Genomic DNA, 23,333 nt, shown 5'->3' with positions numbered 1-23,333 from the left:
CCGCCTACTTCACCCAATTGGCGCATTTGGCGGGCTCGCTCCCGCCCCAGGGCTGGATCGCCACGCTCGACGTCGAATTCTCCGGCGAGCCCTCGACCAGCTTGTCCGAATAAACCATGTAGACAAGCATGTTGCGCCTCGTGTCGCAGCCGCGCGCAATATGCATCTGCTTGAAGAACAGCGACCGGCGCTCGCTGATGGCGAGCTCGCCTTGCGAAAATTTCTCATTCTCCTTGCCGGCGCGCAGCTTGATCGGCCCGAATTGGCTGCAGGCGAGCGATACTTCCGAGGTCTGCTCGGCGACGCCGAACATGCCGGCGACGCCCCCCTTTTCATGCGCCGTAAAAGCGCAGGCGACGCCGTCGATCAGCGGATCGTCGACAACATAGGTCGCGAGCTTGTCGTTGGGCGTCAGCAATTTGAAGTCGGTCGACTTGCGGAAGATCAGATCCGGCCCTTCCTGTGCGCTAGCCGCGCTCGCGCCGAGCGCGGCCGCGAAAGCAATCGAGAATATCGCTCCAAAACGGTTCGTCTTCATAAGCCGGTCTCCAATGCCGTCGCGCCGGATATGGGCGAGGACTTGGCGCATGGGAAGTGCCGGAGGCTTCGCCCCTGCAAAAAAATGCCGCCGCGTGGCCCTCGCTACCGCCTTGTTGCCGACATGATGCAGGAGAGAATCCGAGGCGATCGGGCGTAGGACGCGTGCATCCTGAACCGCCGCCGCAGGCGGCGTCTCGAAGGACGAAAGATCCTTCGACCGACGGGGAGAATGCCCCGTAAGATTGATCGGCGGCGCGAAAAAGCGGATATGCTCGAGCCGCCCGCGATTCTTAAGCTTGGGCGCTTGACGACCATTGTCGCGCCGGGCCGGCAGCCGGAGCACGAGATGAGGCCGACCTTGGGGCCGACGACTACCCGCATTTTCCTTGCCTTGGCGCTCGGTGCCCTCCTCTTCTTGCCCGGCGGGAGCGCGCGCGCCGAAAGCGCCTATTGCACGGATCTACGCGCCCAGATCGCCAAGGCGGGCGCCGAGGGCATGGCCGCCCGCTATCGCGCCGCCGCCGCCAAGCAGCGGGGCGAATATGCCCGCCTCGCCGCCAAGGGCCGCGCCATGGGCTGCGACCGCGAGCAATTCCTGTTCTTCGGCAACCCGCCGCCGGCGCAATGCTCGCCGATCAGCGCACGGCTCAGCTCCTTGCAGGGCAGCATCGCCGCCTATGAGCAAGGCGCCGCCGACGACAGCCAAAGACAGGCGCTCATGGCGCGCTACGAAGTCGACTGCCGCAACCAACGCGTGGCGGCGCGCGAACCCGAGCCCAAGAGCTTCTTCGAGGAGCTTTTCGGGGTCCGGCAGCCCGAGCCGGGGGCCGGTTATCGAGAGGCGCCTGTCGAACCAGGCTACGAGACGCTCGACCCCAACTACGACGGAGAGGGACAGATGGCCGATGGGCGCCCGCAGGGCGGCCCCATGGCGATCTGTGTGCGGACTTGCGACGGCGGCTTCTTCCCGATCACCTATTCGGCCAGAAGCGGGCAGCTCGACGACCTCAACACGCTCTGCAAGGCCATGTGTCCGGGAACCGAGGCCAAGCTCTATACGCAGTCGCAAGGGAAAGGTCTCGAGTCGGCGATCTCCATCGACGGCGAGGCCTATGCGGATCTTCCCAACGCCCACAAGTTCGAGAAGAACTACGACGCCTCCTGCGGCTGCAAGCCCAAGGGCCAGAGCTGGACGGAGGCGCTGGCCGAGGCCGAACGCATTCTCGCCGAACGCAACAAGAAGGATCAGATGGTCACGGCCGAACAGGCTGAGCAACTGTCGCGACCAATTCTGCCAGGCGATCCGCGCGCGAAAAAGCCGGCGCTTTCCTTGCCGCCCGGGCCCGCAGAGGCCAGCGCCGGCCTGCGTGGCGCAGAGGGAAGCGTTACGACCGGCGGGCCCGAGGTCTTCCGAGACATCATCGGTCCCGATGGCGTGAAGCGGCGGGTGCGCGTTGTGGCGCCGACGTTGTAGGGCGCACGTCGGACTGCGACATCCGGCTGACAGGCTGCCGGAGAATCGTCCGCAGTTTCGTGGGCTCGGTCTTGCGCGCGTCGCTGAGATAGATTTCGTGATGCTTGCCCGCGAAGACAAACCCTCGCGACGGCATTTCCTCGTGATGAAGCCGCGCGAGCGTCGGCCCTTCATCGTCGTCATATAATTCCAGGCGCAGGCTATCAGGCGGCGCGCCGAGCTTCTTTTCCGCCTTTTCGACCGCCGCAAGAAACATGGCTTGGTCGAGGAAGTCGGGCGCCATGACCATCATCGTCCAGCGCCAACGATCCTTATGGCGCGCGACGAAATCGTCGGGATCGTCGGACCACCACAAACCCTCCAGCGGCAGCACGACATAGTCTTTCTCAAGCGACGCCTTCGCCGAGAATTTCATCGCGTAGCTCACCGAGAAAAGCCATTCGATGGCCTGCTTGTAGGAGGGCGCCGCATTGGGATCGCCGGCGCCGTCGACCATAACGAAACGCATAGGCGGAACCTCGACGAGCGCAAAGCGGTCCGTCGGGGCGCGGTAGAGCGAGGGGAACGCCTTTTTGAAATCGATCTTCATCATGCTCGAAAACATAGCTTTGAGGACATTGGTCGTTTGGTGCTGCAAGCCGGGTATCGTCATTCCCGGCGCTCGCTTGAGCGAGCGATCTGGAATCCAGAACAAAACCAGCGCCGTCATTGCGAGCGAAGCGAAGCAATCCAGGTCCGTGACGTGGCTCTGGATTGCTTCGTCGCTTTGCCCCTCGCAATGACGGCGGTGGCGACTTTGGATTGGGCCTTTGGCCCTCGGGAATGACGCCCCCCGCCAAGAGCCGCCAGAACTCGGACGGCGCCCACGTCGAATAGCGCCTATCCGCCCTGCGACGCCATATGCGTTTTCACCGTCTCGATGAGCTGCTTGATCGAGAAGGGCTTCGGCAGGAAGCCGAAATCGCCTTCCGGCAAATTCTTGGCGAAGGCCTCCTCCGCATATCCCGAGACAAATATCACCTTGGCGGTGACGCCGCGCTTGCGCAATTCGGCGAACATGGCCGGTCCGTCCATCTCCGGCATGACCACGTCCGAGACGATGAGGTCGATCTTGCCGCCGACCTCCTCGACAACCTCCAGCGCCTCGAGGCCGGTTGCAGCCTCGAGCACGGTGAAGCCGCGCGACTTGAGTGAGCGCGCGCCGATGGAGCGCACGGCGTCCTCGTCCTCGACCAGGAGGATCACCCCCTGCCCCGTATAATCAGCCGTGGCCTTGGGGGCCTCGGCTTCTGATTTCGGCGCTTCCTTCTCGTCAGGGATGTAGCGCGGCATGAAGATGCGGAAGACCGTCCCCTTGCCCACTTCGCTCCGCGCGAAGATGAAGCCGCCCGATTGTTTGACGATGCCGAAGACCGTCGAGAGGCCAAGACCCGTGCCCTTGCCGACCTCCTTGGTGGTGAAGAAGGGCTCGAAAATCTTCTCCATCACCTCGGGCGGAATGCCGCAGCCCGTGTCCTCGACCTCGACCAGCACATAATCCGCTGGAACGAGATGAATCTCACTGAAGCTGGCGCAGTCGTCCTTTGTGACGTTGCGGGTGCGGATTTGCACCCGGCCGCCCGTTTCCGCCATTGCGTCGCGGGCGTTGACGACGAGATTGATGACGACCTGCTCGAATTGGGTGAGGTCAGCCTTCACGAACCACAAATCGCGCCCCTGGCGCAGATCGAGCTCATTCTTCTCGCCGACGATTCGGCGCAGCAGATTCTGCAGCTCGGACAAGGCGTCGCCGAGCTGGAGCACCTGCGGACGCAGGGTCTGGCGGCGCGAGAAGGCGAGCAACTGGCGCGTCAGGCCGGCGGCGCGATTCGCCGTCTCCTTGATCTGCCGAATATCGCGGAAGGCGGGGTCGGTCGGCCGATGGCTCGAGAGCAGAAGATCGGAATAGCCGATGATCGCCGTCAGCATGTTGTTGAAGTCATGCGCGATGCCGCCCGCGAGCTGGCCGACGGCGTTCATCTTCTGCGATTGGGCAAATTCCTCCTGCAGCTTGCGCTGCTCGCTCGTGTCGAGCGCATAGATGGTCGCGCCCTTCTGGCCTGAATCCTCCGCGAGCGACGCGAAGAAGCGCGCCGAGCGCGGGCCGGCCCCTTCCTCGAAGGACACATTGACCGGCTTGACGTCGCTCTTGCCTTCGACCGCCTCCTCGATCGCCTTGCGCAAGGCCTGCGCGTCACTCTCCGAGAGGCCGGCGAGCAGCGACCAGCCTTCCTTGCCGTGAAGCGCCGCCTTGGGGAGGAGCTTGGCGAAGGCGGCGTTGGAGTCGAGCACGCGGCCTTGCGCGTCGAGCGTCGCGATGGCCATGGGCGTCGAATTGAAGAAGCGCGCGAAACGCACCTCGGCGGCGCGCAGCCCCTCCTCCGGCTTTTCGCCGGCCGTGCGATTGAGGACGAGCGTCCGCGAGGGTCCGGCGACGCCGTCCTGGCCGAAAGCCACCTGGTGAAGGAGCCGCACCGGCAAGGAGCGGCCGTTCCGGCAGCGCAGATCGAGATCGATCTGCTCGGTGCGCACCTCTCCGGGCGAGCCCGAGACGGCCGCCAGCAAGGCCGCGCCGCTATTGGCGACGATCGCGGAAAGACTTGCGCCTCCCGAACCCACCTGGGTGAGGTCATAGCCGAGCCAACCGGCGAGCGTCTTATTCATATAAGAGACGGCGCCGTCCGGAGTGGACGAGAAAAAGCCCGCTGGCGCGTGGTCGAGGAAGTCGATGGCGTGCTGCAGCTCCTGGAACACGCCCTCCTGCCGCTGCCGCTCGCTCGTGACATCCGCGACGCCCCACAGAGTCGCGCGCTGGCCGGCCTCCGGCAAGGGGCGCACCTTGATGCGATACCAGCCGACAGCCCCGGCGCCCGTGAGCGGCGGCGACAAACGCAGATCCTCGACATGCGCTCTTCCGGTACGCGCGGCCTGCGCCAGCCGATATATCGCTTCGGAAACTTCCGGCGGGCCCGAAAAAAGCCGTTCGACGGCTTGCAAGCCTGAAGCGTCGCGGGCGCCGCAGAGCTCCATATAAGCTTCGTTGGCGTAGACGATCTGCATATCGCCCTTGGTGACGACAAGACCCTCGGTCGTCGTATCGGCGATGAGCTTGGTAATGTCGTTGCGTGGAATGCGGGACGAGAACTGTATGAGCCCCACCGCATAAGCGAAAAGCGAAAACACGCCCGCGACGCCGAAGAGCGCCAGCGCCAGCATGACCAGCCGCGGCGCCATGGCCGCCGGCGCAAGAAAATAGCCGGCCAAGACAGTCAGGATCGCGATAGCGAACGTCAGCACGAGCCCGGCGCTCCCCGGCCGCTCGCTTCGATCAAATGCAGACGACGCTGCCCTCTCGCTCATCCTGTACGCCCCGCCCATGACGCCCGCGGGAGCCTGCTCGCGGTACGATTCGGTCTGCATGTCAGAATATGGTTAACGAAGGCGTGCGTGGAGCGGCGCCGACAAAATTGCCAAGTTTGCGAAGTCTTTTAGAATCGTGTGCAAGAATGGCGGCGCGCATGCAAGATGGCAACCGCGCGTCGGGCAATTTCGGTTTTCGTCCAAATAAGCGTTAACCATTGATTAACCTTTTGGGCCCGCTTGCCAGAAAAGCTGTTAATTTGGCAAGGTTCAGCGCGTTCGAAGAGAGACCTGCGGTTCATGCAAGACAGATTCTCACAACTGCTACCGGTTCTCGGAGCAATCGTGGCGTTCCTCATCGCCGCGCTTCTGGTGCTTTATATCTTCCGTCTGCTGTTTGGACGAAAGATTCGCTCCGATGCGGCAAAGAAGGGACCCAGGCGCCTCGACGTCGTCGACGTGTTCGACCTCGATCGTGAGCGTCAGCTCGTCATCGTCCGTCGCGACAACACCGAGCATCTGCTGCTGATCGGCGGACCCAACGACCTTCTGGTCGAAGGATCGATCGCGCGCGCCGAAGTTGTCCCCGCCCGTGCGCCTGCGGAAGCGCGCGCTCAGGCGCCAGCTACGGCCTGGCCGCCTGGCCCTCAGGGCGAACCCGCGCCCGGACCGATTCCGAAGCCTGCCGCCCCGGCGCCTCTCAATCTGCCGCCGGACCTCTTCGCGCCGGCCCCGTCTAAGCCGCCGGAGCCCACGCCCGCGCCGCCGCTCGCCGGGCCGACTGCAGCGCCGCCGCGCCCTGCTGCGCCTCCTCCGGCGCCGCCGCCGCGCCCAGGCGCCCCGCCGCGCCCCGCGACTCCCCCTTTCCTGGCGCGCACCCAGCGCCTGATTCAGCCGAAGACCGAGGTCCCGTCGCCCGCGCCAAGGCCTGCCGCGCCGCCGGCTCCCCCGCCGCCGCCTGCCGCGCAGGCCCCGGCCGAGCCGCCAGCTGCGCCTCCCGCGCCGCCGGCTCCGGCCCAAGCCCGGCCGCCGGCTCCTCCGCCAGCGCCGCCGCCGGGCCCGACACGACCGTCGGCCCCCCAGCCCGCCCCGCCTCCGCCGCCGGCGGCAGCAGAGGTCGATCCGCTGGAATCGCTCGAAGCCGAAATGGCCCGCCTGCTCGGCCGGCCCGAGAAAGAATAAAAAAGAAGGGCGTCGCCAACCGGCGACGCCCTTTTTAAATTTCTTGGAGAGATCCCGCCCTCTTTTTTAATCGTCGCGATAGACCTTTTCGCGTCTTTCATGGCGCTCCTGCGCCTCGATTGAGAGCGTCGCGATCGGTCGCGCATCGAGCCGCTTCAAGGAGATCGGCTCCCCCGTCTCCTCGCAATAGCCGTAAGTGCCATCGTCGAGACGCCCGAGCGCGGCGTCGATCTTGGCGATCAGCTTTCTCTGCCGGTCGCGGGCGCGAAGCTCGATCGCTCGATCCGTCTCAGAGGAGGCGCGATCGGCGAGGTCGGGGTGGTTTTCATTCTCGTTTTGAAGCGCCGCCAATGTCTCGCGGCTTTCCTGGAGAATATCTTCTTTCCACGCAAGCAGCTTGCGACGAAAATATTCGCGCTGCCGATCGCACATGAAAGGCTCGTCGTCGGAAGGTTTATAGGCTTCGTCCAGCTCCACCGACATGGCCGGGAATCCCCTCGTTGGACCGTTGGCGCGCCTATATAGACGCGGCGCGTGACACTTACAATCTCACTTATGCGTGCCGCCGCCGAGTCGCTCTAAGACGCTCAGCGGCGGATGACGATTGATTATCCCATCGCCTTGCGCAGGTTCTCGTCCACTTTGTCGAGGAATCCCGTGGTCGACAGCCAGCTTTGGTGATGGCCGACGAGAAGCGCGAGATCCTTCGTCATAAAGCCGGATTCAACCGTCTTCACGCAAACGTCTTCGAGCGTTTGCGAAAAGCGCGCGAGTTCCTCATTGCCGTCGAGCTTGGCGCGGTGAGCGAGGCCGCGGGTCCAGGCGAAAATCGAAGCGATCGAATTCGTCGACGTCTCATGGCCCTTCTGGTGCTCGCGGTAATGGCGCGTCACCGTTCCGTGAGCGGCTTCCGCCTCGACCGTCTTACCGTCGGGCGACATCAGCACGCTGGTCATGAGGCCGAGCGAGCCGAAGCCTTGCGCGACAATGTCGGACTGCACGTCGCCATCGTAGTTTTTACAGGCCCAAATATAGCCGCCCGCCCATTTCAGCGCCGAGGCCACCATGTCGTCGATCAAGCGATGCTCGTACCAAAGCCCCAGCGTCTCGAACTGCGACTTGAACTCCGTCTCATAGACATCCTGGAAGATGTCCTTGAAGCGGCCGTCATAGGCCTTGAGGATCGTGTTCTTGGTCGAGAGATAGACAGGGAATTTGCGCTGCAGGCCGTAATTGAACGTCGCGCGGGCGAATTCCAGGATCGACTCGTCGACGTTGTACATCGACAACGCGACGCCGGCGCTGGGGAATTTGAAAACTTCCTTCTCGATGGTCTGACCGTCATCGCCCTCGAATTTGATGGTGAGACGGCCCTTGCCCGGCACTTTGAAATCGGTGGCGCGATATTGATCGCCGAATGCGTGACGGCCGACGACGATCGGCTGCGTCCAATGCGGCACGAGGCGCGGCACATTGCTGCAAATGATCGGTTCGCGGAAGATGACGCCGCCTAGGATATTGCGGATGGTGCCGTTCGGCGATTTCCACATTTCCTTGAGGCCGAATTCCTTCACGCGCGCTTCATCGGGCGTAATTGTCGCGCATTTCACGCCCACGCCATGCTGCTTGATGGCGTTGGCTGCGTCGATCGTGATTTGATCGTTGGTGGCGTCGCGACTCTGGATCGAGAGATCGTAGTAGAGAAGGTCGATGTCCAGGTAGGGGCGGATCAGCTTGTCCTTGATGAAGGCCCAGATGATGCGAGTCATTTCGTCGCCGTCGAGCTCGACGACTGGATTGGCCACCTTGATCTTTTGCATGTCTAATCGATCCTCAAGCTGCGCGCGCCTTATATCCTTGGCTCGAGGCCAGGGAAAGCGGCGCCTGGGACGTGCGGATTTCGAGGAATAGGCTGTAAACTATGGGCAAAAGAGGCGCGCAACAGTGTCGTTAGCCACCAACGCCTTGAAAACCCGCCCCTTTCTCCGACTTTGCGCGACGTCCGCCAAGCATCAACTGCGCCACACGCCTAATCTATAAAGGAAAGCTCAACGTCTACCTTTCACTTTGCCCGCGGTTTTCCATTGGCGGAGTTGGAAGGCGTGAAAGATAAAGGTTTCCATTGGACGAGCGCCGGCTTTCAGGCTGACGAGCGCGGGTCTGTCGCCCTGCTCTTCGCCCTGTCTTTGATCCCCCTCGTCATGATTGTCGGGGCCACGATCGACTACACCCGCGCCTCCACGATGCGGACGCGCTTTACCCGGCTCGCGGATACTGCCGCGCTCGCCGCCGTGAAGGCGGCCGCGCTCCAGGAAGCCGATTGCATGGCGAAGAGCTCCACGACCGGCTCATGCACGCCGGACAACATTATGAAAGCCGGCCAGGCCGCCGGCCTCAGGTTCTTTGCCGCAGATTCCGCCTTCGCCAGCTCCGGTCGGTCCAGCAGCGTCACGCTGGCCAACAACAACGGCTCCTGGTCGGCGACAGTGGCCTATTCGGCGCAATCGCCCGCCGCCATGACCGGGCTCATTGGCTTCGCGTCGATCCCCGTCGGCGGAACGGTGACGTCGAATATTTCGCTGGGAAGCCAAATTTATCTCAATGTCCGCCTTCTGCTCGACCGGTCCATGTCGATGGGCATCGGCGCCACGGCGGACGACATCTCCCGAATGCAGAACCTGACGGGCTGCGCTTTCGGCTGTCACACGCAAGGCTGGTCTTCGACCTATTACGACCAGCCCAAGGCGCAGGGCATTCGCTTCCGCATCGACGAATTGCGGGATGCAACCACGGCTCTGATCGCCACGGCCAAGACGGTGACCGCGTCCAACGCCCGCACCCATATCCAGATGGCCGCCCATGCCTTCAATAATCAGGTCGCAACGCTCGTCGACCTGACGACGGACCTCAACAAAGTCGCCTCGGCCGTCAAGGCGCTCGATTTGCTAACAACCGACGACGGCACGCAGACAAATGACGCCATTCAATGGATCAACAGCAAAGTTTCCGCAAACGGGAACGGGCAAAAGGCGACAACGCCCCAGGAGATCATCTTCATTGTGACCGATGGCGTGGACGACGGCATTTATACGGGTTGGCAGGGAATGTCCGCGCCCTATGGAAAGCCGCTCTCCTGGTGGCCGAAATCGATGACCAAGGCAAACACCGGCGCCTTTCCGCACGGGGCTTGCACGGCGCTGAAACAGAAGAACGCCATCGTCGCCGTGGTCTACACGACCTATGTGCCTTTCATCGGAACCGAGCAGTATGACAAGCTCATCGGTCCCTTCGCGAGCAATATCGCGCCCAATCTCCAGGAATGCGCGACGCCCGACTATTTCTTCACGGCGTCCAATCCCGGCGACATCCAAAAGGGCATGCAGCAGCTCTTCAACAAGGCGCTGGCGGCGTCCAAGCTTCGACTGACGAATTAGCGGCGGCGGCCTCGTTTACAGTAAAGTTGTCAAGGTCGCGGCGTTTTCCGTGCTACTAGCCGCCCGTTAGCACCGTCCCCTCTGTCGCGGTCGGCAGCTGCGCTTCTGCATTGCCCTTCGCCAGACGGCTTGCATCGTGACGCACGAGAGACACGACAGTTGAGAAAGATCGGCTGGGGCGCCGCGCGATAGGCCCCGAAGGGGTCTCGTCAGCGGCCCCGTGATGTGACCCCTTCCCCCGCGCGCCGCTTCCGCCTAATTAGCGGTTTCTTTGCAAGAGGAACGGGAATTGGTTGGAGCGGGGACGGATCATAGCAAGCCGGCGCTGACGGGCGGGCCGGCCATTATATTGGTGCGCCCGCAGCTTGCCGTGAACATTGGCATGTGCGCCCGCGCCATGGCCAATTTCGGCCTCTCGGATCTGCGCCTGGTGTCGCCCCGCGAGGGCTGGCCGCGCACCGGCGCCTATCGCAAGGGCGCCTACGCCGCCGCCGCCGGCGCCACCCATCTGCTCGAAAGCGCCAAGCTCTACGACTCGACCCGCGAGGCGATCGCCGACCTCAATTTTGTTTATGCCGCTACCGCGCGCGGACGCGGGCAGATGAAGCCGGTGCTCCCACCCGGTAAAGCCCTCGCCGATACGGCCGCGCGCGTCGCGGCCGGAGAGAAACATGGCGTGCTCTTCGGCCCCGAGCGCACGGGGCTCGACAATGACGATGTGGCGCTCGCTGACGCCATACTGACCTTCCCGGTCAACCCCGCCTACGCTTCGCTCAATCTTGCGCAATCGGTGTTGCTCGTCGGCTACGAATGGTTCCGCGCCGCCTATGGTGACGCTTTGCCTTACGAGGTCGAGGAGCGCTCGCCGCCGGCGACTCGCGAGATGACGCTGGCCTTTTTCGATTTCCTCGAAGAGGAGCTCGACAAGCGCGGCTTCTTCCGTCCATTGGACAAGAAGCCGGTGATGTCGCGAAACCTGCGCAATATGTTCCACCGCATGGGCCTCACCCAGCAGGACGTGCGCACGCTCTGGGGCTTGGTGGTGCGGCTGGTCGAAGGCCCGCGACGCGATCCCAAGAAGGTGTGGCGGCGCAAGAAGCTCGAAGAGGCAGAGGGGGAAAAGCCCTGATTCGCCTCCAAGCTATGCGTCAATGAAACGACGGCTTCGGTCCTCGTGACGGCGCGGTCGGCGCGACGGCGAGCGGGCTCGCCTGATGATGCAGGAGCCGCCATTTGCCCTCGATCGCGCGAAACCAGTTGGTGGCCAATAATATCCCGCCGCCGACCTCCTCGATGCAGAACACTCTGCCGTCGAAGCCCTCGATCAAGACCTTTTCCTCGCGCGCCGTCACGGCGTCCTGCGTGGGATTTTTGAAAATATCGCGATAGGAGGCGATGACCGGCGTCCGGCCGACGAGCGCCGGCCAGCCGGGATGCACGCAACTCACGCCCTCCTCCGCCCAGATCGCCTCCATGGCGGGAAGGTCGCGGGCGGCGAAGGCGCGGTAGTAGGCAGCGTCCGCGGCGAGAAGGGCGTCTTCGTCCATGCGCGCAGAGTGGTGGATTTACGCGTCGGACGCAATATGCTTGGCCAAAGCGCAGCGTTGCAGGACCAAAGGAGGCCTATGGACGCTCTGAGCCTCTTCGGCCTTTTCGCAGTGAGCGCCATGCTGCTCACTTATGCGCTGGAAGAGCGCAGTCACTGGTTCGTGCTGGGCTTTTCTGCCTCCTGCGCGCTCGGCTCGATCTACGGCTTTCTGCAGGGCGCCTGGCCGTTCGGTTTCGTCGAGGGCGTGTGGTCGGTCGTCGCCCTCAATCGCTGGCGCGCGCGGCGCGGGGACTCCCAGCCAGAGGACTGAAACCCCACGTAAAAGGCGACCGTATCGCGGCAAGCCCAAACTGTGCTAAAGCCCGCGCCAGAGCCCCGGCCTTGAACCGGGCGCAGGAGCCCAGCAATGTTCATCCAGACCGAAGCCACCCCGAACCCCGCCACGCTGAAATTCCTGCCCGGCCAAAATGTCCTTGGCCAGGGCGCCATGGAGTTTCGTTCGCGCGAGGCGGCCGCCAACGCGCCGCTGGCGCAGGCGCTGCTCGCGATCGACGGCGTCGAGGCGGTGATGTACGGGGGCGACTTCGTCTCCGTCACCAAGAACGAGGCCGATTGGGCGCATCTCAAGCCTGCGATCCTCGGCACGATCATGGAGCATTTCGCCTCCGGCGCGCCGCTCTTCACCGACGGCGGCTCGGCTGTGGCCGACCATGGCGGCGAGTTCTACGACCCGGCGGACGCCGAGACGGTGGCGACCATCAAGGAGCTGATCGAGACCCGCGTGCGCCCGGCGGTGGCCGGCGACGGCGGCGACATCGTCTTCCGCGGCTTTCGCGACGGTGTCGTCTATCTCGGCATGAAAGGCGCCTGCTCGGGCTGCCCCTCCTCGACCGCGACGCTGCGAAACGGCATCGAAAACCTGCTGCGCCATTTCGTGCCGCAGGTGAAGGCGGTGGAGCCGGCTTAAGGCCCGCGCGGGATTCGCGCGCCTCTTTATTGATCGCGCCCTCAAAAGGGTCATAATCCCCTCATGCGAATCCTTGCGATCGACACCGCCCTGCCCGCCGTTTCAGCCTGCGTGCTCGACCACGACGCGGAGCAGCCTATCGCTTCCGAGACCATCGCCATGGAGCGCGGTCACGCGGAAGCGATCATGCCGCTCATCGAGCGGGTCATGGGCAAGGTGGAGGGCGGCTTCTCCACCATCGACCGCGTCGCCGTCGCCGTGGGGCCCGGCTCCTTCACTGGCATTCGCATCGGGCTCGCCGCCGGGCAGGCGATTGCGCTTGCCTGCAAGGCCGAGGTGGTCGGCGTCTCGACGCTGGCCGCGCTGGCGGCGCCGCTCATTCTCGACGCAGCCGACAGCGTGATCGCGGCGGCGATCGACGCACGCCATGGCAAGGTCTTTGTCGCGGCCTTTGGCCCGGACGGCCGCGCCCTGCTGACGCCTCGCCGCGCTGGCGCGCATGAGGCGCTTCGCGCGCTGGGCGACGGGCCACTGCTTTTGATCGGCTCCGGGGCCGAGCTTCTCGCCAAGGAAGCCCGCGCGCGCGGTCTGGCGGTGAAGATCGTGAGCGAACAGGCCGCGCCCGACATCGAATTCGTCGCTCGCCTCGGCCTCGCCGCCAAGCCGGAAACCGCGCCCGCGAAGCCGCTCTACCTCAAGGAGCCCGACGTAACGATCGCCGGCAAGCCGCAGGAGGCTGCGCCGGCGCCCGAGCCCCCCCCCGCGCCGGCCGAGGCCGCCGTCGCGCCACCCACCGCCCTCGCCGAGACCGCGCCCGAAAGCAGCGCACAAACAATCACTCCCTCCGAAAAGCTCGCCTCCGCGCCCGCGCAGGCCTAGAATCCACCCATGAGCCTGATCGCTTCTTTTTTTGCCAAGCCGACCTTTGTCGTTCAGCCCATCGGCGCCGAGCGCGCGGAAGAATGCGAGGCCCTGCACGGCGCCTCCTTCGCCTTCGGCTGGTCCAAGATCGACTTCGAGAGCTATCTCACCGACCCCAACGTCATCGCCGACGGCGCCGTGACCGAGGGCCTCAGAAGCAGGCTCGGCGGCTTTATCCTATCGCGCCTGCTGCCCCCGGACTCCGAAGTGCTGACCTTCGCCGTCGACCCGGCGCGGCGCAGCGTCGGGCTCGGCCGCAGGATCCTCGATAAGCATCTGGAAAATCTGGAGCGCGGCGGAGCGCGACTGGTGTTTCTGGAAGTCGCGGACGACAACGAGGCGGCGCTGAAGCTCTATTACCGCTTCGGGTTCAAGGAGATTGGCCGGCGGCAGAATTATTACCTGCGTGCCGACGGGACAAAGCGCGCAGCGGTGAATTTGAGACTGGAGATGTGAGAGAGCGCCGGGAATGAGCTTATCCCTCCCCTTTACGGGGAGGGTGGCCCCGCGTAAGCGGGGTCGGGTGGGATAATAACGCCAGATGGCTCACCTTGATCGCCCGCCGTAGCCTAATACAACCAAGCCGGCTAGGCTCGACCCCATGCGTATTGTCGACATCCAAGAGGCCAAAAAGCAGCTTTCACGCCTCGTCGAGGAAGCGGCGAAGGGAGAGCCCTTCGTTATCGCCAAAGCTGGAAAGCCGATGGTGAAAGTGACCGCGCTCGACGCGCCCGAGAAGAAGAAGGTTCGGCGGCTCGGTTTTCTCGGCGGGAGAATTTCAGTCCCCGACGACTTCGATACTATGGGCGCCTCGGAGATTGAGGGCATGTTCGCGGGCGAAGAGTGAGACGTTCGCTCTCAAACTGGACCAGAAATAATTCGAGTCGGCGGCCCTCGGAAAAACGCCTATAATGCGACTTGCAAGAAAGAGTCGCACGATCTCTCGAAGGAGCAGACAAGATTTCCACCCAGGTTCAGAACGCGTCTGAGCTGCCGTCGCCCGCGCCCGAATCGGCGCCCTCGGAGGGCGGCAAGGTTCTGGTCAAGTCCTACGGCTGCCAGATGAATGTCTATGACGCGACGCGCATGGCGGATTTGCTCGGCCGCGAGGGCTATGCCGAGACCGCGGATGAAGCCGAAGCTGATCTCGTCATTCTCAACACCTGCCATATCCGCGAGAAAGCGGCCGAGAAAATCTACTCCGAGCTCGGCAAACTGGCGCTCGAAAAGCGCGAACGCGAGGCCTCTGGCCGCGGGATGAAGATCGTCGTCGCCGGCTGCGTGGCGCAGGCCGAGGGCGAGGAGGTCTTGAGGCGCCAGCGCGCGGTTGATCTCGTCGTCGGCCCGCAGAGCTACCACCGCCTGCCCGGTCTGTTGAAACAGGCGAAGGGCGGCCAGCGCCTCACCGACACGGAATTCGCCGTCGAAGACAAGTTCGACGCCCTACCCCAGCCGAGCCGCGCGCAAATCCGCGCCCGCGGCGTCTCCGCCTTCGTCACGGTGCAGGAGGGATGTGACAAATTCTGTTCCTTCTGCGTGGTTCCCTACACGCGCGGCGCGGAGGTCTCCCGGCCTGTTGGGGATATCGTCGCCGAAACCAGACGCCTCGTCGACGCCGGGGTGCGCGAGATCACGCTCATCGGGCAGAATGTGAACGCCTATTGCGGCGCGGATGAAGAGGGCGCGGACTGGAGCCTCGCCCGCCTCCTGGCTCACCTTTCAGAAATGCAGGGGATAGAGCGCCTGCGCTACACCACCAGTCATCCTGTCGACATGGCGCAGGATTTGATTGATGCGCATGAGGCGATTCCAAAGCTCATGCCCTTTGTCCATCTCCCCGTGCAGTCGGGCTCGGACCGCGTGCTCAAAGCCATGAACCGCAAGCATACGGTTGCCGACTATCTCGACATCATCGCCCGTCTGCGCAAGGCGCGGCCGGATGTGGCGATGTCGTCCGACTTCATCGTCGGCTTCCCGGGCGAGACGGACGAAGATTTCGAGGCCACTATGGCGCTCGTGCGGGAAGCCGGCTTCGCGTCGAGTTTCTCCTTCAAATACTCCCCCCGTCCAGGCACGCCCGGCGCGGAGCGCGCGGATCAGATCGACGAAGAAGTCAAGCGCGCGCGTCTCGCCGCACTTCAGACGCTGCTCGAAGAACAGCGTCAGGCTTTCAACGCTGCGACGGTCGGTAGAACGATCGATGTGCTGTTCGAAAAACCCGGCCGCCACGAGGGTCAAATCGCTGGCAAAAGTCCCTATATGCAGCCTGTGCATGTCAGCGGCCCCGCTGACATGATTGGCGAAGTGGGCCGGGTCGCGATCGTCGCGGCGGGCTCCAATTCGCTGGCGGGCCGGCTTATGGGTGAGGGCGAGGAGGCGAAGGCTTGACGACGATCGACGACGTGCGGCTTCGGCGGGACGAAACGATGACCGAGCCCGATGCGGAAATCACTCTGGCCTTCGAAAACAATAAATATGCTTCACTCGTCTTCGGCCATTACGACCAGAATCTCGCCAAGATCGAGCGCCGGCTGAAAATCGCCTCCTTCGCCAACGGCAATCACGTCACGCTCAAGGGCAAGGCTGAGGCCTGCGAGCACGGTCGCCGCGTGCTGGAGGCGCTTTACGAGCGCATCTCCAAGGGGCAGGCCATCGCGCTCGGCGACGTCGACGGAGCTATCGAAGAGACCGCCGGCCAACGCAGCCTCTTCCCCGACGCAGAGCCGGCGCGGGGCGCCTTCGAACAGCTCATCACCCGCAAACGCGGCCTGGTGCGCGCCCGCAACGCCGCGCAGGATCAATATTTGCGCGCCATGAAGCGCTATGAACTGGTCTTCGGCGAGGGCCCGGCCGGCACCGGCAAAACCTGGCTCGCCGTCGGCCACGCCGTGCAGCTCATGGAGCAAGGCGCAGTCGAGCGGCTCATCCTCTCGCGCCCCGCGGTCGAGGCCGGCGAGCGGCTGGGGTTTCTCCCCGGCGACATGCGCGAGAAGGTCGATCCGTACCTCCGCCCGATCTACGACGCGCTGCACGACTTCATGGACTCGCGCATGGTCGAGCGCGGCATGCAGACCGGCATTATCGAGGTGGCGCCGCTCGCCTTCATGCGCGGCCGCACGCTGACGCGCGCCTGCATCCTCCTCGACGAGGCGCAGAACGCCACCTCCATGCAGATGAAAATGTTCCTCACCCGCCTCGGCGAGGGCTCGCGCATGATCGTCACGGGCGATCCGTCGCAGACCGACCTGCCGCCCGGCCAGGTCTCGGGATTGTCAGAGGCGATTTCGCTGCTCTCCGACATCGACAGCGTCGGGCGCGTGCGCTTTTCCGAGAGCGACGTGGTGCGTCACGACCTCGTGCGCCAGATCGTGGGCGCCTATGACCGCGCCGCCCGCGCCAAGAACAAGCCGCGAGACATATGACGATAGAGATAGACGTCAACCTTTCCGCCGACGCTTGGGAGAGCTTCGACGGTCTCGAGACGCTCACCCGCGACTGCGTCGAGGCGAGCCTCGCCGAGAGCGGCGCGAGGCTGGCCGAGGGCTGTGAGATCAGCGTCACATTTTGCGACGACGCTGAAATCCAGGAGCTCAACGCCGAATGGCGCGGCAAGGACAAGCCGACCAACGTCCTCTCCTTCCCGACGCCGGGGCCCCTTTCCGCGCGTCCGCTCCTGGGCGACATTGTCATCGCCTTCGAGACGGTGGCGCGGGAGGCAGAGGAGCAGGATAAAACTTTGCGTGAGCATACGGCCCATATGGTCATCCATGGATTTCTGCATCTGATCGGTTATGATCACGAGACTGCCGCCGAGGCCGACGAAATGGAAAGCCTCGAAAGACGGATCGCGTCGCGGTTGGGCTTGCGCGACCCCTACGCCGGCGAGGCGGCCGGCGAAGAGGATGAAGCGGGCGAACTGAACGAAGGTCATGTCGATACGATCTGAAAATGGCGAGGAGCCTTTAAGTCGCAGGCACGAGACGCGGCTGACGCTCTTGGACCGCCTGCGCGGATTGCTGGGCCTTTCGCCAGCCTCCGTGCGCGAGGACATCGAGGACGCGCTGGAGGAAACCGCCGGCGACGTCACGCCGCACGAGCGCGCGCTGCTGAAAAATGTGCTCGGCCTGCATGATCTGCGCGTCGAGGACGCCATGATCCCGCGCGCGGATATTGTCGCAATCTCACAGGATTCGACGCTTCGCGAGGCTCTGGATGTTTTCCGCGACGCAGGCCACTCACGCCTGCCCGTTTATGTCGAGACGCTCGACGATCCGCGCGGCATGGTCCACATCCGCGACTTCGTGAATTACTTTGCGATCTGCGCCGAGAAACACGCAAGCTCCGATGGCGCGGCGACACCCAAGGTCGACTTCGACACGCCGCTCTTTCAGGCCAATCTGCTCAAGCCCGTGCTTTTCGTGCCCCGCTCCATGCCGGCGCTCGATCTGCTGGTCCGCATGCAGGCTTCTCACACCCATCTCGCGCTGGTCATCGACGAATATGGCGGAACCGACGGTCTCGTCACCATCGAAGACATTATGGAAATGATCGTCGGCGACATCGAAGACGAGCACGATGTCGCCGAGCCGCCGGAGATCGAGGAACTCGACAATGGCGACTTCCTCGTCGACGCCCGCGCCGATCTCGATGAAGCGACCGCGCGGCTGGGAGTCGATTTCCGGCTGGAGGACACGCCTGCGGAAGTGACGACCATCGGCGGACTTGTCGCCTGGCTTGCCGGACGCGTGCCTATGCGCGGCGAGATCATCGCCACTCCGGTCGACACTCACGAATTCGAGATTGTCGACGCTGATCCGCGCAGGGTCGGAAAGCTGCGGGTGCGCGCGCGCAGGCATCCGTGACAGAGGGGACCGCGCGCCTTCAGGCGCGCAATATAAGAGCGAGCTGACGACTCGCGGTCCACGCTTCCGCCGCAAGCCAAATCATAATCGCCCCACATCTCAGCCTTTGCCTTGCCCCGAAAGCGGCTAGAGTCGGACCGCCGATTCTGGGAGACTCCAAACCGATGGCGCAAATTGCCGAATTGACGAGCGCTCGGGCTGGACTGACCTCTCTGCCGCAACGCGTCATTCTCGCCGACGGCTGGACCCGTCGCTTGCTCGCCCTGGTCGCGGGCGCGGCTGGCGCACTGGCCCTGCCTCCCTTCGATTTCGCGCCCGCCATGGCGATTCCGCTGACGACGGCCGTGTGGCTGATCGACGGCTCCGCCGTGCAAGGCGGGCGCTTCAGCTTCGCGCCGATCCGATCCGCCGCAGCGGCGGGATGGTGGCTCGGCTTCGGCTATTTCCTTGCAAGCCTCTGGTGGCTCGGCGCGGCCATGCTCGTCGAAGCCGACCAATTCGCCTGGGCCATTCCCCTCGCCGTGCTCGGCTTGCCCGCAGCTCTCGCCTTCTTCCCGGCTTTCGGCTTCGCGCTGTCGCGTCTCCTGTGGTCGTCGGGCAGTCTGAGGATTTTTGCGCTGGCCACAGGGCTGGGCGCTTCGGAGTGGCTGCGCGGCCATATTCTGACCGGCTTCCCCTGGAACGACGTCGGCATGGCGCTCGCGCAGGCGGGCCCGATCGGTCAGGCGGCGTCGCTTGTCGGACTTCATGGCCTCGATCTATTCGCGATCGTCATCTTCGCCGCGCCCGCCACCGTCCTCGACCGACGCCTCGGCCAGCGCTTTCTTTCCAACGCGGCCGCCTGGACGGCCGCCCTACTTCTATTCGCGCTCGCGGCCTATGGCGCCCTAAGGCTCGCAAGGAGCGAGAGGGAGTTTGTCGAGGGCGTCAAGCTGCGGCTCATGCAACCCAATCTGCCGCAGGACGCCAAATTCCGCCCGGAGAACGGACAAGACATACTGAGACATTATCTCGCGCTTTCGGACCGTGCGACCGGCCCGGAGCGCACCGGCGTCTCCGACGTCACGCATCTCATCTGGCCGGAGTCCGCCTTCCCCTACGTTCTGTCGCGCGAGCCGCAAGCGCTTTCGGCCATCGCCCGCGCCCTGCAAGGCAAGGTGCTGATCACCGGCGCGGCGCGAGTCGAAGGCGACGGCGGCGGCAAGCGCGGGAAAATATTCAACTCAGTCGAGGTTTTTCAGAACGGTCGGATACTCGCTTTCTATGACAAGATGCATCTCGTTCCCTTCGGGGAATATTTGCCGCTCGAAGGATTGTTGCGGCCGCTCGGCGTCTCGCATCTGGTTCCGGGCACATGGGACCAGGGACAGGGCCCGCGCACGCTCGCAGCGCCCGGCCTGCCGCTGATCGCGCCGCTCGTCTGCTACGAGGCGGTCTTCCCGGGCGAAGCGGCGGCCAGGGATAAAGATGGCAAGCGTCCGCAACTGCTTCTCAACGTCACCAATGACGGCTGGTTCGGCAAAACGCCCGGGCCGTATCAGCATTTCGCCCAAGCCCGCCTGCGCGCCATAGAGGAAGGGCTTCCTCTGGTTCGCGTCGCCAACACGGGCATTTCGGCGATCGTCGACCCCTATGGCCGGATCATCGATTCGCTCCCGCTCGGCGAAGAGGGGCTGATCGACGGAGGGCTGCCCAAGGCGATCGCCGAGCCGCTGTTCGTTGGCCGTGGGACGATCGTCTTCCCGATACTATGGGCGCTCCTGCTGATCGCCGCTTTGGCTGGGCGCTGGCGAGGCTAAAAAACACTTATAGCTCACGCCGTTATCTTTTATAACTTGCTTGCTTACAAATGTTGGTCAGCGCCGATGCTGCACTTGCTGCGCAGAGGACGCACTGACCGAAACGCACCAAAAAAAGAGTTATTTATCCGGATTCAGCCCCTAATCGATCGCCTGTTTGCAATTGATCGCCGTTCGGCTAAAACGCGGCAGGAGGTCGTTGAAGTGAAGAAGACGCCAGATCCCATCGACCGTCACGTCGGCAGCCGGGTGCGCATGCAACGGATACTGATGAAGATGAGTCAGGAAAAGCTCGGCGAAGCCTTGGGCCTAACCTTTCAGCAGGTCCAAAAATACGAGAAGGGATTGAATCGCATCGGCGCAAGCCGGTTACAACAGATTTCCAAAACCCTCAATGTCCCTCCCTCGTTTTTTTTCGAAGGCGCGCCCGCACTAGGGTCGGCCGAGGGGAACGGCGGCTCCGCGGAAGAATCCTCCTCACAATATGTCGTCGACTTCCTATCAACGGCCGAGGGGCTGCACCTCAATCGGGCTTTCGCCCGAATCAAGGATGCCAAAATCCGAAAGCGCGTCCTCGACCTTGTAACGACTCTCGCCGATAGCGACGGCGCCAACGAGGGCTGATCCGCAGCGCAAGTTCTGTTTATCGAACGATTTCCACCTAGTTGGCTTGACGTAACGAACGCAGACTGGCAGATCAGAAGCCAGACCGTCCATTATTTCGCGTCCAGATCAGGCGCTGGCGGCCATTGGGAGATTCTGAAGTGACCCGGAAGAATTATCTTTTCACCAGCGAGTCCGTTTCCGAAGGCCACCCGGACAAAGTCTGCGACCGCATCTCCGACGAAATCGTCGACGAATTCTTCCGCGAAGGCCCGAAGGCGGGCGTCGACCCCTACGCCATCCGTGTCGCCGCCGAGACGCTCGCCACCACGAACCGCGTCGTGATCGCCGGCGAAGTGCGCGGCCCGCATATTCCCTTCGATCGGATCATCGAGATCGCCCGCAACGCCATCCGCACGATCGGCTACGAGCAGCATGGCTTCCACTGGAACACTACGAAGGTCGAGGTCCTGCTGCACGAGCAATCCGTCGACATCGCCCAGGGCGTCGACGCCAGCGGCAACAAGGACGAAGGCGCGGGCGACCAGGGCATCATGTTCGGCTACGCCGTGCGCGAGACGCCCGATCTGATGCCAGCGCCGCTCTATTATTCGCACAAGATCCTCGAGAAGCTGGCGCATGCGCGTCACAGCGGCAAGGAGAAGGGCCTCGGCCCGGACGCCAAGAGCCAGGTGACCGTGCGTTATGTCGACGGCAAGCCGGTCGAGGCGACCCAGATTGTCCTCTCGCATCAGCATGTCGACGAGAGCCTGACGCCCGCCGACGTTCGCGCTTTGGCCGAGCCCTATATCCGCGAGGCGCTGCCCCAGGGCTGGATCACCGACAAGACCGTCTGGCACGTCAATCCGACCGGCAAGTTCTTCATCGGCGGCCCCGATGGCGACGCCGGCCTCACCGGCCGCAAGATCATTGTGGACACTTACGGCGGCGCGGCCCCGCATGGCGGCGGCGCTTTCTCCGGCAAAGACCCGACCAAGGTCGACCGCTCGGCCGCTTACGCCGCGCGCTATCTCGCCAAGAACATCGTCGCTGCCGGCCTTGCCGACCGCTGCACGCTGCAGCTCGCCTACGCCATCGGCGTCGCCGAGCCGCTGTCGATCTATGTCGATCTGCACGGCACCGGCAATGTCGCCGAAGACAAGCTGGAGGCGGTTCTGCCGCAGATCATGCGCCTGACCCCGCGCGGCATCCGCGAGCATCTCCAGCTCAACCGTCCGATCTACGCCCGCACCTCCTCCTACGGCCATTTCGGCCGCGCGCCGGAGACCGACGGCGGCTTCTCCTGGGAGAAGACGGACCTCGCGGATGCACTGAAGTCGCATTTCGCCTGATCGAAAGTGAGGGGCCTTTCGCATTGGCGAGAGGCCCTTTCGCTGCGGCCCGCTCGGCGGGAAGCGGCCCGCCTCGGCTCATTGATTGTTGAGGAGTCGAAGTCTATCTTGCCCGCATGACCACCGCCGGGCTGACCTTCGACCGTCTTGCTTATATGGATCGGCTGCGCGAGGCCGGTTTCGACGAGAAGCAGGCGCGCGCCCATGCTGAAGCGCTCGACGCCGCCTTGCGCGACAGCGTGGCGACCAAAGCTGACGTAGACCGGCTCGAAACAAAACTTGAAGCGAAAATGGAAACCCTGGCGGCCAATCTCAAGGTCGAGATTTTGCGCTGGCTGTTTGTCACACAGATCGCGCTCCTAGGGGTTCTGCTCGCGGCAATGAAATTCATGAAATAAAATCCGGCCAAAGAGGATATTCAATCCGCTCATTCAAGCGCCGCCACTTTTAGCGATATTTTGAAGAAGTAGTTTTGTGAAATTGCCGCGCGAAGAACTTGATACGAAACGCGCCCTGCGCCGCCTCTTCCATTCCGCGCCCGTCGCGGCTATCTCGGCGCAATGAACGAACATCCGCCACACCGTCGCCTCTACGGCCGCTCCAAGGGCAAGGCGTTACGCCAGCATCAAAGCGAACTCGTCGCAGACCTACTGCCAAGGCTCGCGCTCGATCTTTCCGCCCCCCTGCCCCTGCGGCCCGGCCGTGAAACCCGTCTCGAAATCGGCTTTGGCGGCGGCGAGCATCTCATCGAGGTTGCCGCGCGCGAACCCGACGTGGATTTCTTCGGTTGCGAGCCCTTCATCAACGGCATGGCGAAGCTGCTCGCCGGCATCGAAGCGCGGGGGTTGACCAATATCCGCCTCTATCGAGGCGACGCCGCCGAGGTGCTGGACCGCCTGCCCGACGCCAGCCTCTCCCGCGTCTATCTCTTCTATCCCGACCCCTGGCCGAAACGCCGCCATCGCAAGCGCCGCTTCGTCTCGCCCGAGAATCTCGCGCGGCTGGCCCGCGTCATGCAACCGGGGGCCGAGCTGCGCTTTGCGACCGACATCGACGATTACGCGGCCTGGACGCTGGCGCGTCTGCGCGTCTGCGACGCCTTCCGCTGGCAGGCGGAAGCGGCGCAGGATTGGCGGGCGCCCTGGGAGGGCTGGACGCAAACCAAATATGAGGCGAAAGCGATGGCGGCGGGACGCCGTCCGGTCTATCTGACCTTCGTCAGACAGGCGGAATAAGAAGCGAGAGGGGAGC

Annotated in this window: 24 protein-coding genes; 18 read left to right on the top strand and 6 right to left on the bottom strand. The window is 63.8% G+C overall.

What is annotated here, in order from left to right; all coding sequences use genetic code 11:
• Window positions 1-4: 4 nt before the first annotated feature.
• Window positions 5-538: a CreA family protein gene (locus OGR47_RS07025; protein WP_165048448.1), complete on the bottom strand. Its 534-nt coding sequence runs from the start codon at window positions 536-538 to the stop codon at window positions 5-7.
• A 231-nt stretch (window positions 539-769) separates the two neighbouring features.
• Here OGR47_RS07025 and OGR47_RS07020 point away from each other — a divergent pair, with 231 nt between their 5' ends.
• A complete protein-coding gene (locus OGR47_RS07020; protein ID WP_246729530.1) occupies window positions 770-2,014 on the top strand; it encodes a DUF2865 domain-containing protein in 1,245 nt (414 codons plus the stop codon).
• On the opposite strand, the gene OGR47_RS07015 is transcribed toward OGR47_RS07020, so the two are convergent.
• Together OGR47_RS07015 and cckA are read right to left on the bottom strand one after the other, a co-directional pair.
• Window positions 1,959-2,666, bottom strand: coding sequence for a GyrI-like domain-containing protein (locus OGR47_RS07015; RefSeq protein ID WP_246729529.1), 708 nt, complete (start codon window positions 2,664-2,666; stop codon window positions 1,959-1,961). The two genes, OGR47_RS07020 and OGR47_RS07015, sit on opposite strands and share 56 nt — an antisense overlap.
• Before the next feature lie 227 nt (window positions 2,667-2,893).
• Window positions 2,894-5,413: a cell cycle histidine kinase CckA gene (cckA, locus tag OGR47_RS07010; protein WP_165048220.1), complete on the bottom strand. Its 2,520-nt coding sequence runs from the start codon at window positions 5,411-5,413 to the stop codon at window positions 2,894-2,896.
• A 300-nt stretch (window positions 5,414-5,713) separates the two neighbouring features.
• On the opposite strand from cckA, the gene OGR47_RS07005 reads away from it, so the two are divergent.
• The gene (locus OGR47_RS07005; RefSeq protein ID WP_165048217.1) at window positions 5,714-6,595 is read left to right on the top strand and encodes a flagellar biosynthetic protein FliO; all 882 of its coding nucleotides are present in this window, start codon (window positions 5,714-5,716) and stop codon (window positions 6,593-6,595) included.
• Between the two features lie 66 nt (window positions 6,596-6,661).
• Here OGR47_RS07005 and dksA read toward each other — a convergent pair whose 3' ends face one another.
• The gene (dksA, locus tag OGR47_RS07000) at window positions 6,662-7,078 is read right to left on the bottom strand and encodes an RNA polymerase-binding protein DksA (RefSeq protein WP_165048214.1); all 417 of its coding nucleotides are present in this window, start codon (window positions 7,076-7,078) and stop codon (window positions 6,662-6,664) included.
• A 125-nt stretch (window positions 7,079-7,203) separates the two neighbouring features.
• Complete coding sequence (locus tag OGR47_RS06995; RefSeq protein ID WP_165048212.1) at window positions 7,204-8,415, bottom strand: NADP-dependent isocitrate dehydrogenase; 1,212 nt, start codon at window positions 8,413-8,415, stop codon at window positions 7,204-7,206.
• A 282-nt stretch (window positions 8,416-8,697) separates the two neighbouring features.
• Between OGR47_RS06995 and OGR47_RS06990 the strand changes: the two genes are divergently transcribed.
• Together OGR47_RS06990 and OGR47_RS06985 are read left to right on the top strand one after the other, a co-directional pair.
• The gene (locus tag OGR47_RS06990; RefSeq protein ID WP_165048210.1) at window positions 8,698-10,029 is read left to right on the top strand and encodes a pilus assembly protein; all 1,332 of its coding nucleotides are present in this window, start codon (window positions 8,698-8,700) and stop codon (window positions 10,027-10,029) included.
• A 289-nt stretch (window positions 10,030-10,318) separates the two neighbouring features.
• The gene (locus OGR47_RS06985) at window positions 10,319-11,158 is read left to right on the top strand and encodes an RNA methyltransferase (protein ID WP_165048208.1); all 840 of its coding nucleotides are present in this window, start codon (window positions 10,319-10,321) and stop codon (window positions 11,156-11,158) included.
• Window positions 11,159-11,177: 19 nt separating this feature from the next.
• Here OGR47_RS06985 and OGR47_RS06980 read toward each other — a convergent pair whose 3' ends face one another.
• Entirely contained in the window at window positions 11,178-11,576 is a 399-nt protein-coding gene (locus tag OGR47_RS06980) for a nuclear transport factor 2 family protein (protein ID WP_165048206.1), read from the bottom strand.
• 78 nt (window positions 11,577-11,654) lie between these two features.
• On the opposite strand from OGR47_RS06980, the gene OGR47_RS06975 reads away from it, so the two are divergent.
• The 14 genes from OGR47_RS06975 to trmB all read left to right on the top strand — a co-directional run bounded on the left by OGR47_RS06975 (window position 11,655) and on the right by trmB (window position 23,317).
• Window positions 11,655-11,888 carry a hypothetical protein gene (locus OGR47_RS06975; protein ID WP_165048204.1) on the top strand — a complete coding sequence of 78 codons (234 nt, stop codon included), beginning with the start codon at window positions 11,655-11,657 and terminating at the stop codon, window positions 11,886-11,888.
• A gap of 96 nt (window positions 11,889-11,984) precedes the next feature.
• Complete coding sequence (locus OGR47_RS06970; RefSeq protein ID WP_165048202.1) at window positions 11,985-12,545, top strand: NifU family protein; 561 nt, start codon at window positions 11,985-11,987, stop codon at window positions 12,543-12,545.
• 63 nt (window positions 12,546-12,608) lie between these two features.
• The gene (gene tsaB, locus OGR47_RS06965; RefSeq protein ID WP_246729528.1) at window positions 12,609-13,424 is read left to right on the top strand and encodes a tRNA (adenosine(37)-N6)-threonylcarbamoyltransferase complex dimerization subunit type 1 TsaB; all 816 of its coding nucleotides are present in this window, start codon (window positions 12,609-12,611) and stop codon (window positions 13,422-13,424) included.
• Between the two features lie 9 nt (window positions 13,425-13,433).
• Window positions 13,434-13,922: a GNAT family N-acetyltransferase gene (locus OGR47_RS06960; RefSeq protein ID WP_165048199.1), complete on the top strand. Its 489-nt coding sequence runs from the start codon at window positions 13,434-13,436 to the stop codon at window positions 13,920-13,922.
• A 145-nt stretch (window positions 13,923-14,067) separates the two neighbouring features.
• Window positions 14,068-14,313 carry a type II toxin-antitoxin system Phd/YefM family antitoxin gene (locus OGR47_RS06955; protein ID WP_165048196.1) on the top strand — a complete coding sequence of 82 codons (246 nt, stop codon included), beginning with the start codon at window positions 14,068-14,070 and terminating at the stop codon, window positions 14,311-14,313.
• A gap of 215 nt (window positions 14,314-14,528) precedes the next feature.
• Window positions 14,529-15,854, top strand: a complete 1,326-nt coding sequence (miaB, locus tag OGR47_RS06950) for a tRNA (N6-isopentenyl adenosine(37)-C2)-methylthiotransferase MiaB (protein ID WP_246729542.1) — start codon at window positions 14,529-14,531, stop codon at window positions 15,852-15,854.
• Complete coding sequence (locus OGR47_RS06945; RefSeq protein WP_371824416.1) at window positions 15,851-16,888, top strand: PhoH family protein; 1,038 nt, start codon at window positions 15,851-15,853, stop codon at window positions 16,886-16,888. Before miaB ends, OGR47_RS06945 begins: the two co-directional genes overlap by 4 nt.
• Window positions 16,885-17,412 carry an rRNA maturation RNase YbeY gene (gene ybeY / locus OGR47_RS06940; RefSeq protein WP_206527380.1) on the top strand — a complete coding sequence of 176 codons (528 nt, stop codon included), beginning with the start codon at window positions 16,885-16,887 and terminating at the stop codon, window positions 17,410-17,412. The genes OGR47_RS06945 and ybeY overlap by 4 nt, the downstream gene beginning before the upstream one ends.
• Entirely contained in the window at window positions 17,396-18,328 is a 933-nt protein-coding gene (locus OGR47_RS06935) for a hemolysin family protein (protein ID WP_165048194.1), read from the top strand. The genes ybeY and OGR47_RS06935 overlap by 17 nt, the downstream gene beginning before the upstream one ends.
• Window positions 18,329-18,492: 164 nt before the next feature.
• Entirely contained in the window at window positions 18,493-20,127 is a 1,635-nt protein-coding gene (gene lnt, locus OGR47_RS06930; RefSeq protein ID WP_165048192.1) for an apolipoprotein N-acyltransferase, read from the top strand.
• A gap of 204 nt (window positions 20,128-20,331) precedes the next feature.
• Entirely contained in the window at window positions 20,332-20,751 is a 420-nt protein-coding gene (locus OGR47_RS06925) for a helix-turn-helix domain-containing protein (RefSeq protein WP_165048436.1), read from the top strand.
• A 140-nt stretch (window positions 20,752-20,891) separates the two neighbouring features.
• Entirely contained in the window at window positions 20,892-22,082 is a 1,191-nt protein-coding gene (gene metK, locus OGR47_RS06920) for a methionine adenosyltransferase (protein WP_165048190.1), read from the top strand.
• Between the two features lie 116 nt (window positions 22,083-22,198).
• Window positions 22,199-22,480 (top strand): hypothetical protein, encoded by a 282-nt coding sequence (locus OGR47_RS06915; protein ID WP_165048188.1) that lies wholly within the window; start codon window positions 22,199-22,201, stop codon window positions 22,478-22,480.
• Between the two features lie 162 nt (window positions 22,481-22,642).
• The gene (gene trmB / locus OGR47_RS06910) at window positions 22,643-23,317 is read left to right on the top strand and encodes a tRNA (guanosine(46)-N7)-methyltransferase TrmB (protein ID WP_165048186.1); all 675 of its coding nucleotides are present in this window, start codon (window positions 22,643-22,645) and stop codon (window positions 23,315-23,317) included.
• Window positions 23,318-23,333: the final 16 nt, after the last annotated feature.

The organism is Methylocystis sp. MJC1 (assembly GCF_026427715.1).
GTDB lineage: Bacteria > Pseudomonadota > Alphaproteobacteria > Rhizobiales > Beijerinckiaceae > Methylocystis.
Note: the sequence above shows the minus strand (reverse complement) of the source record. Positions and strands in the feature narration are given on the sequence as shown.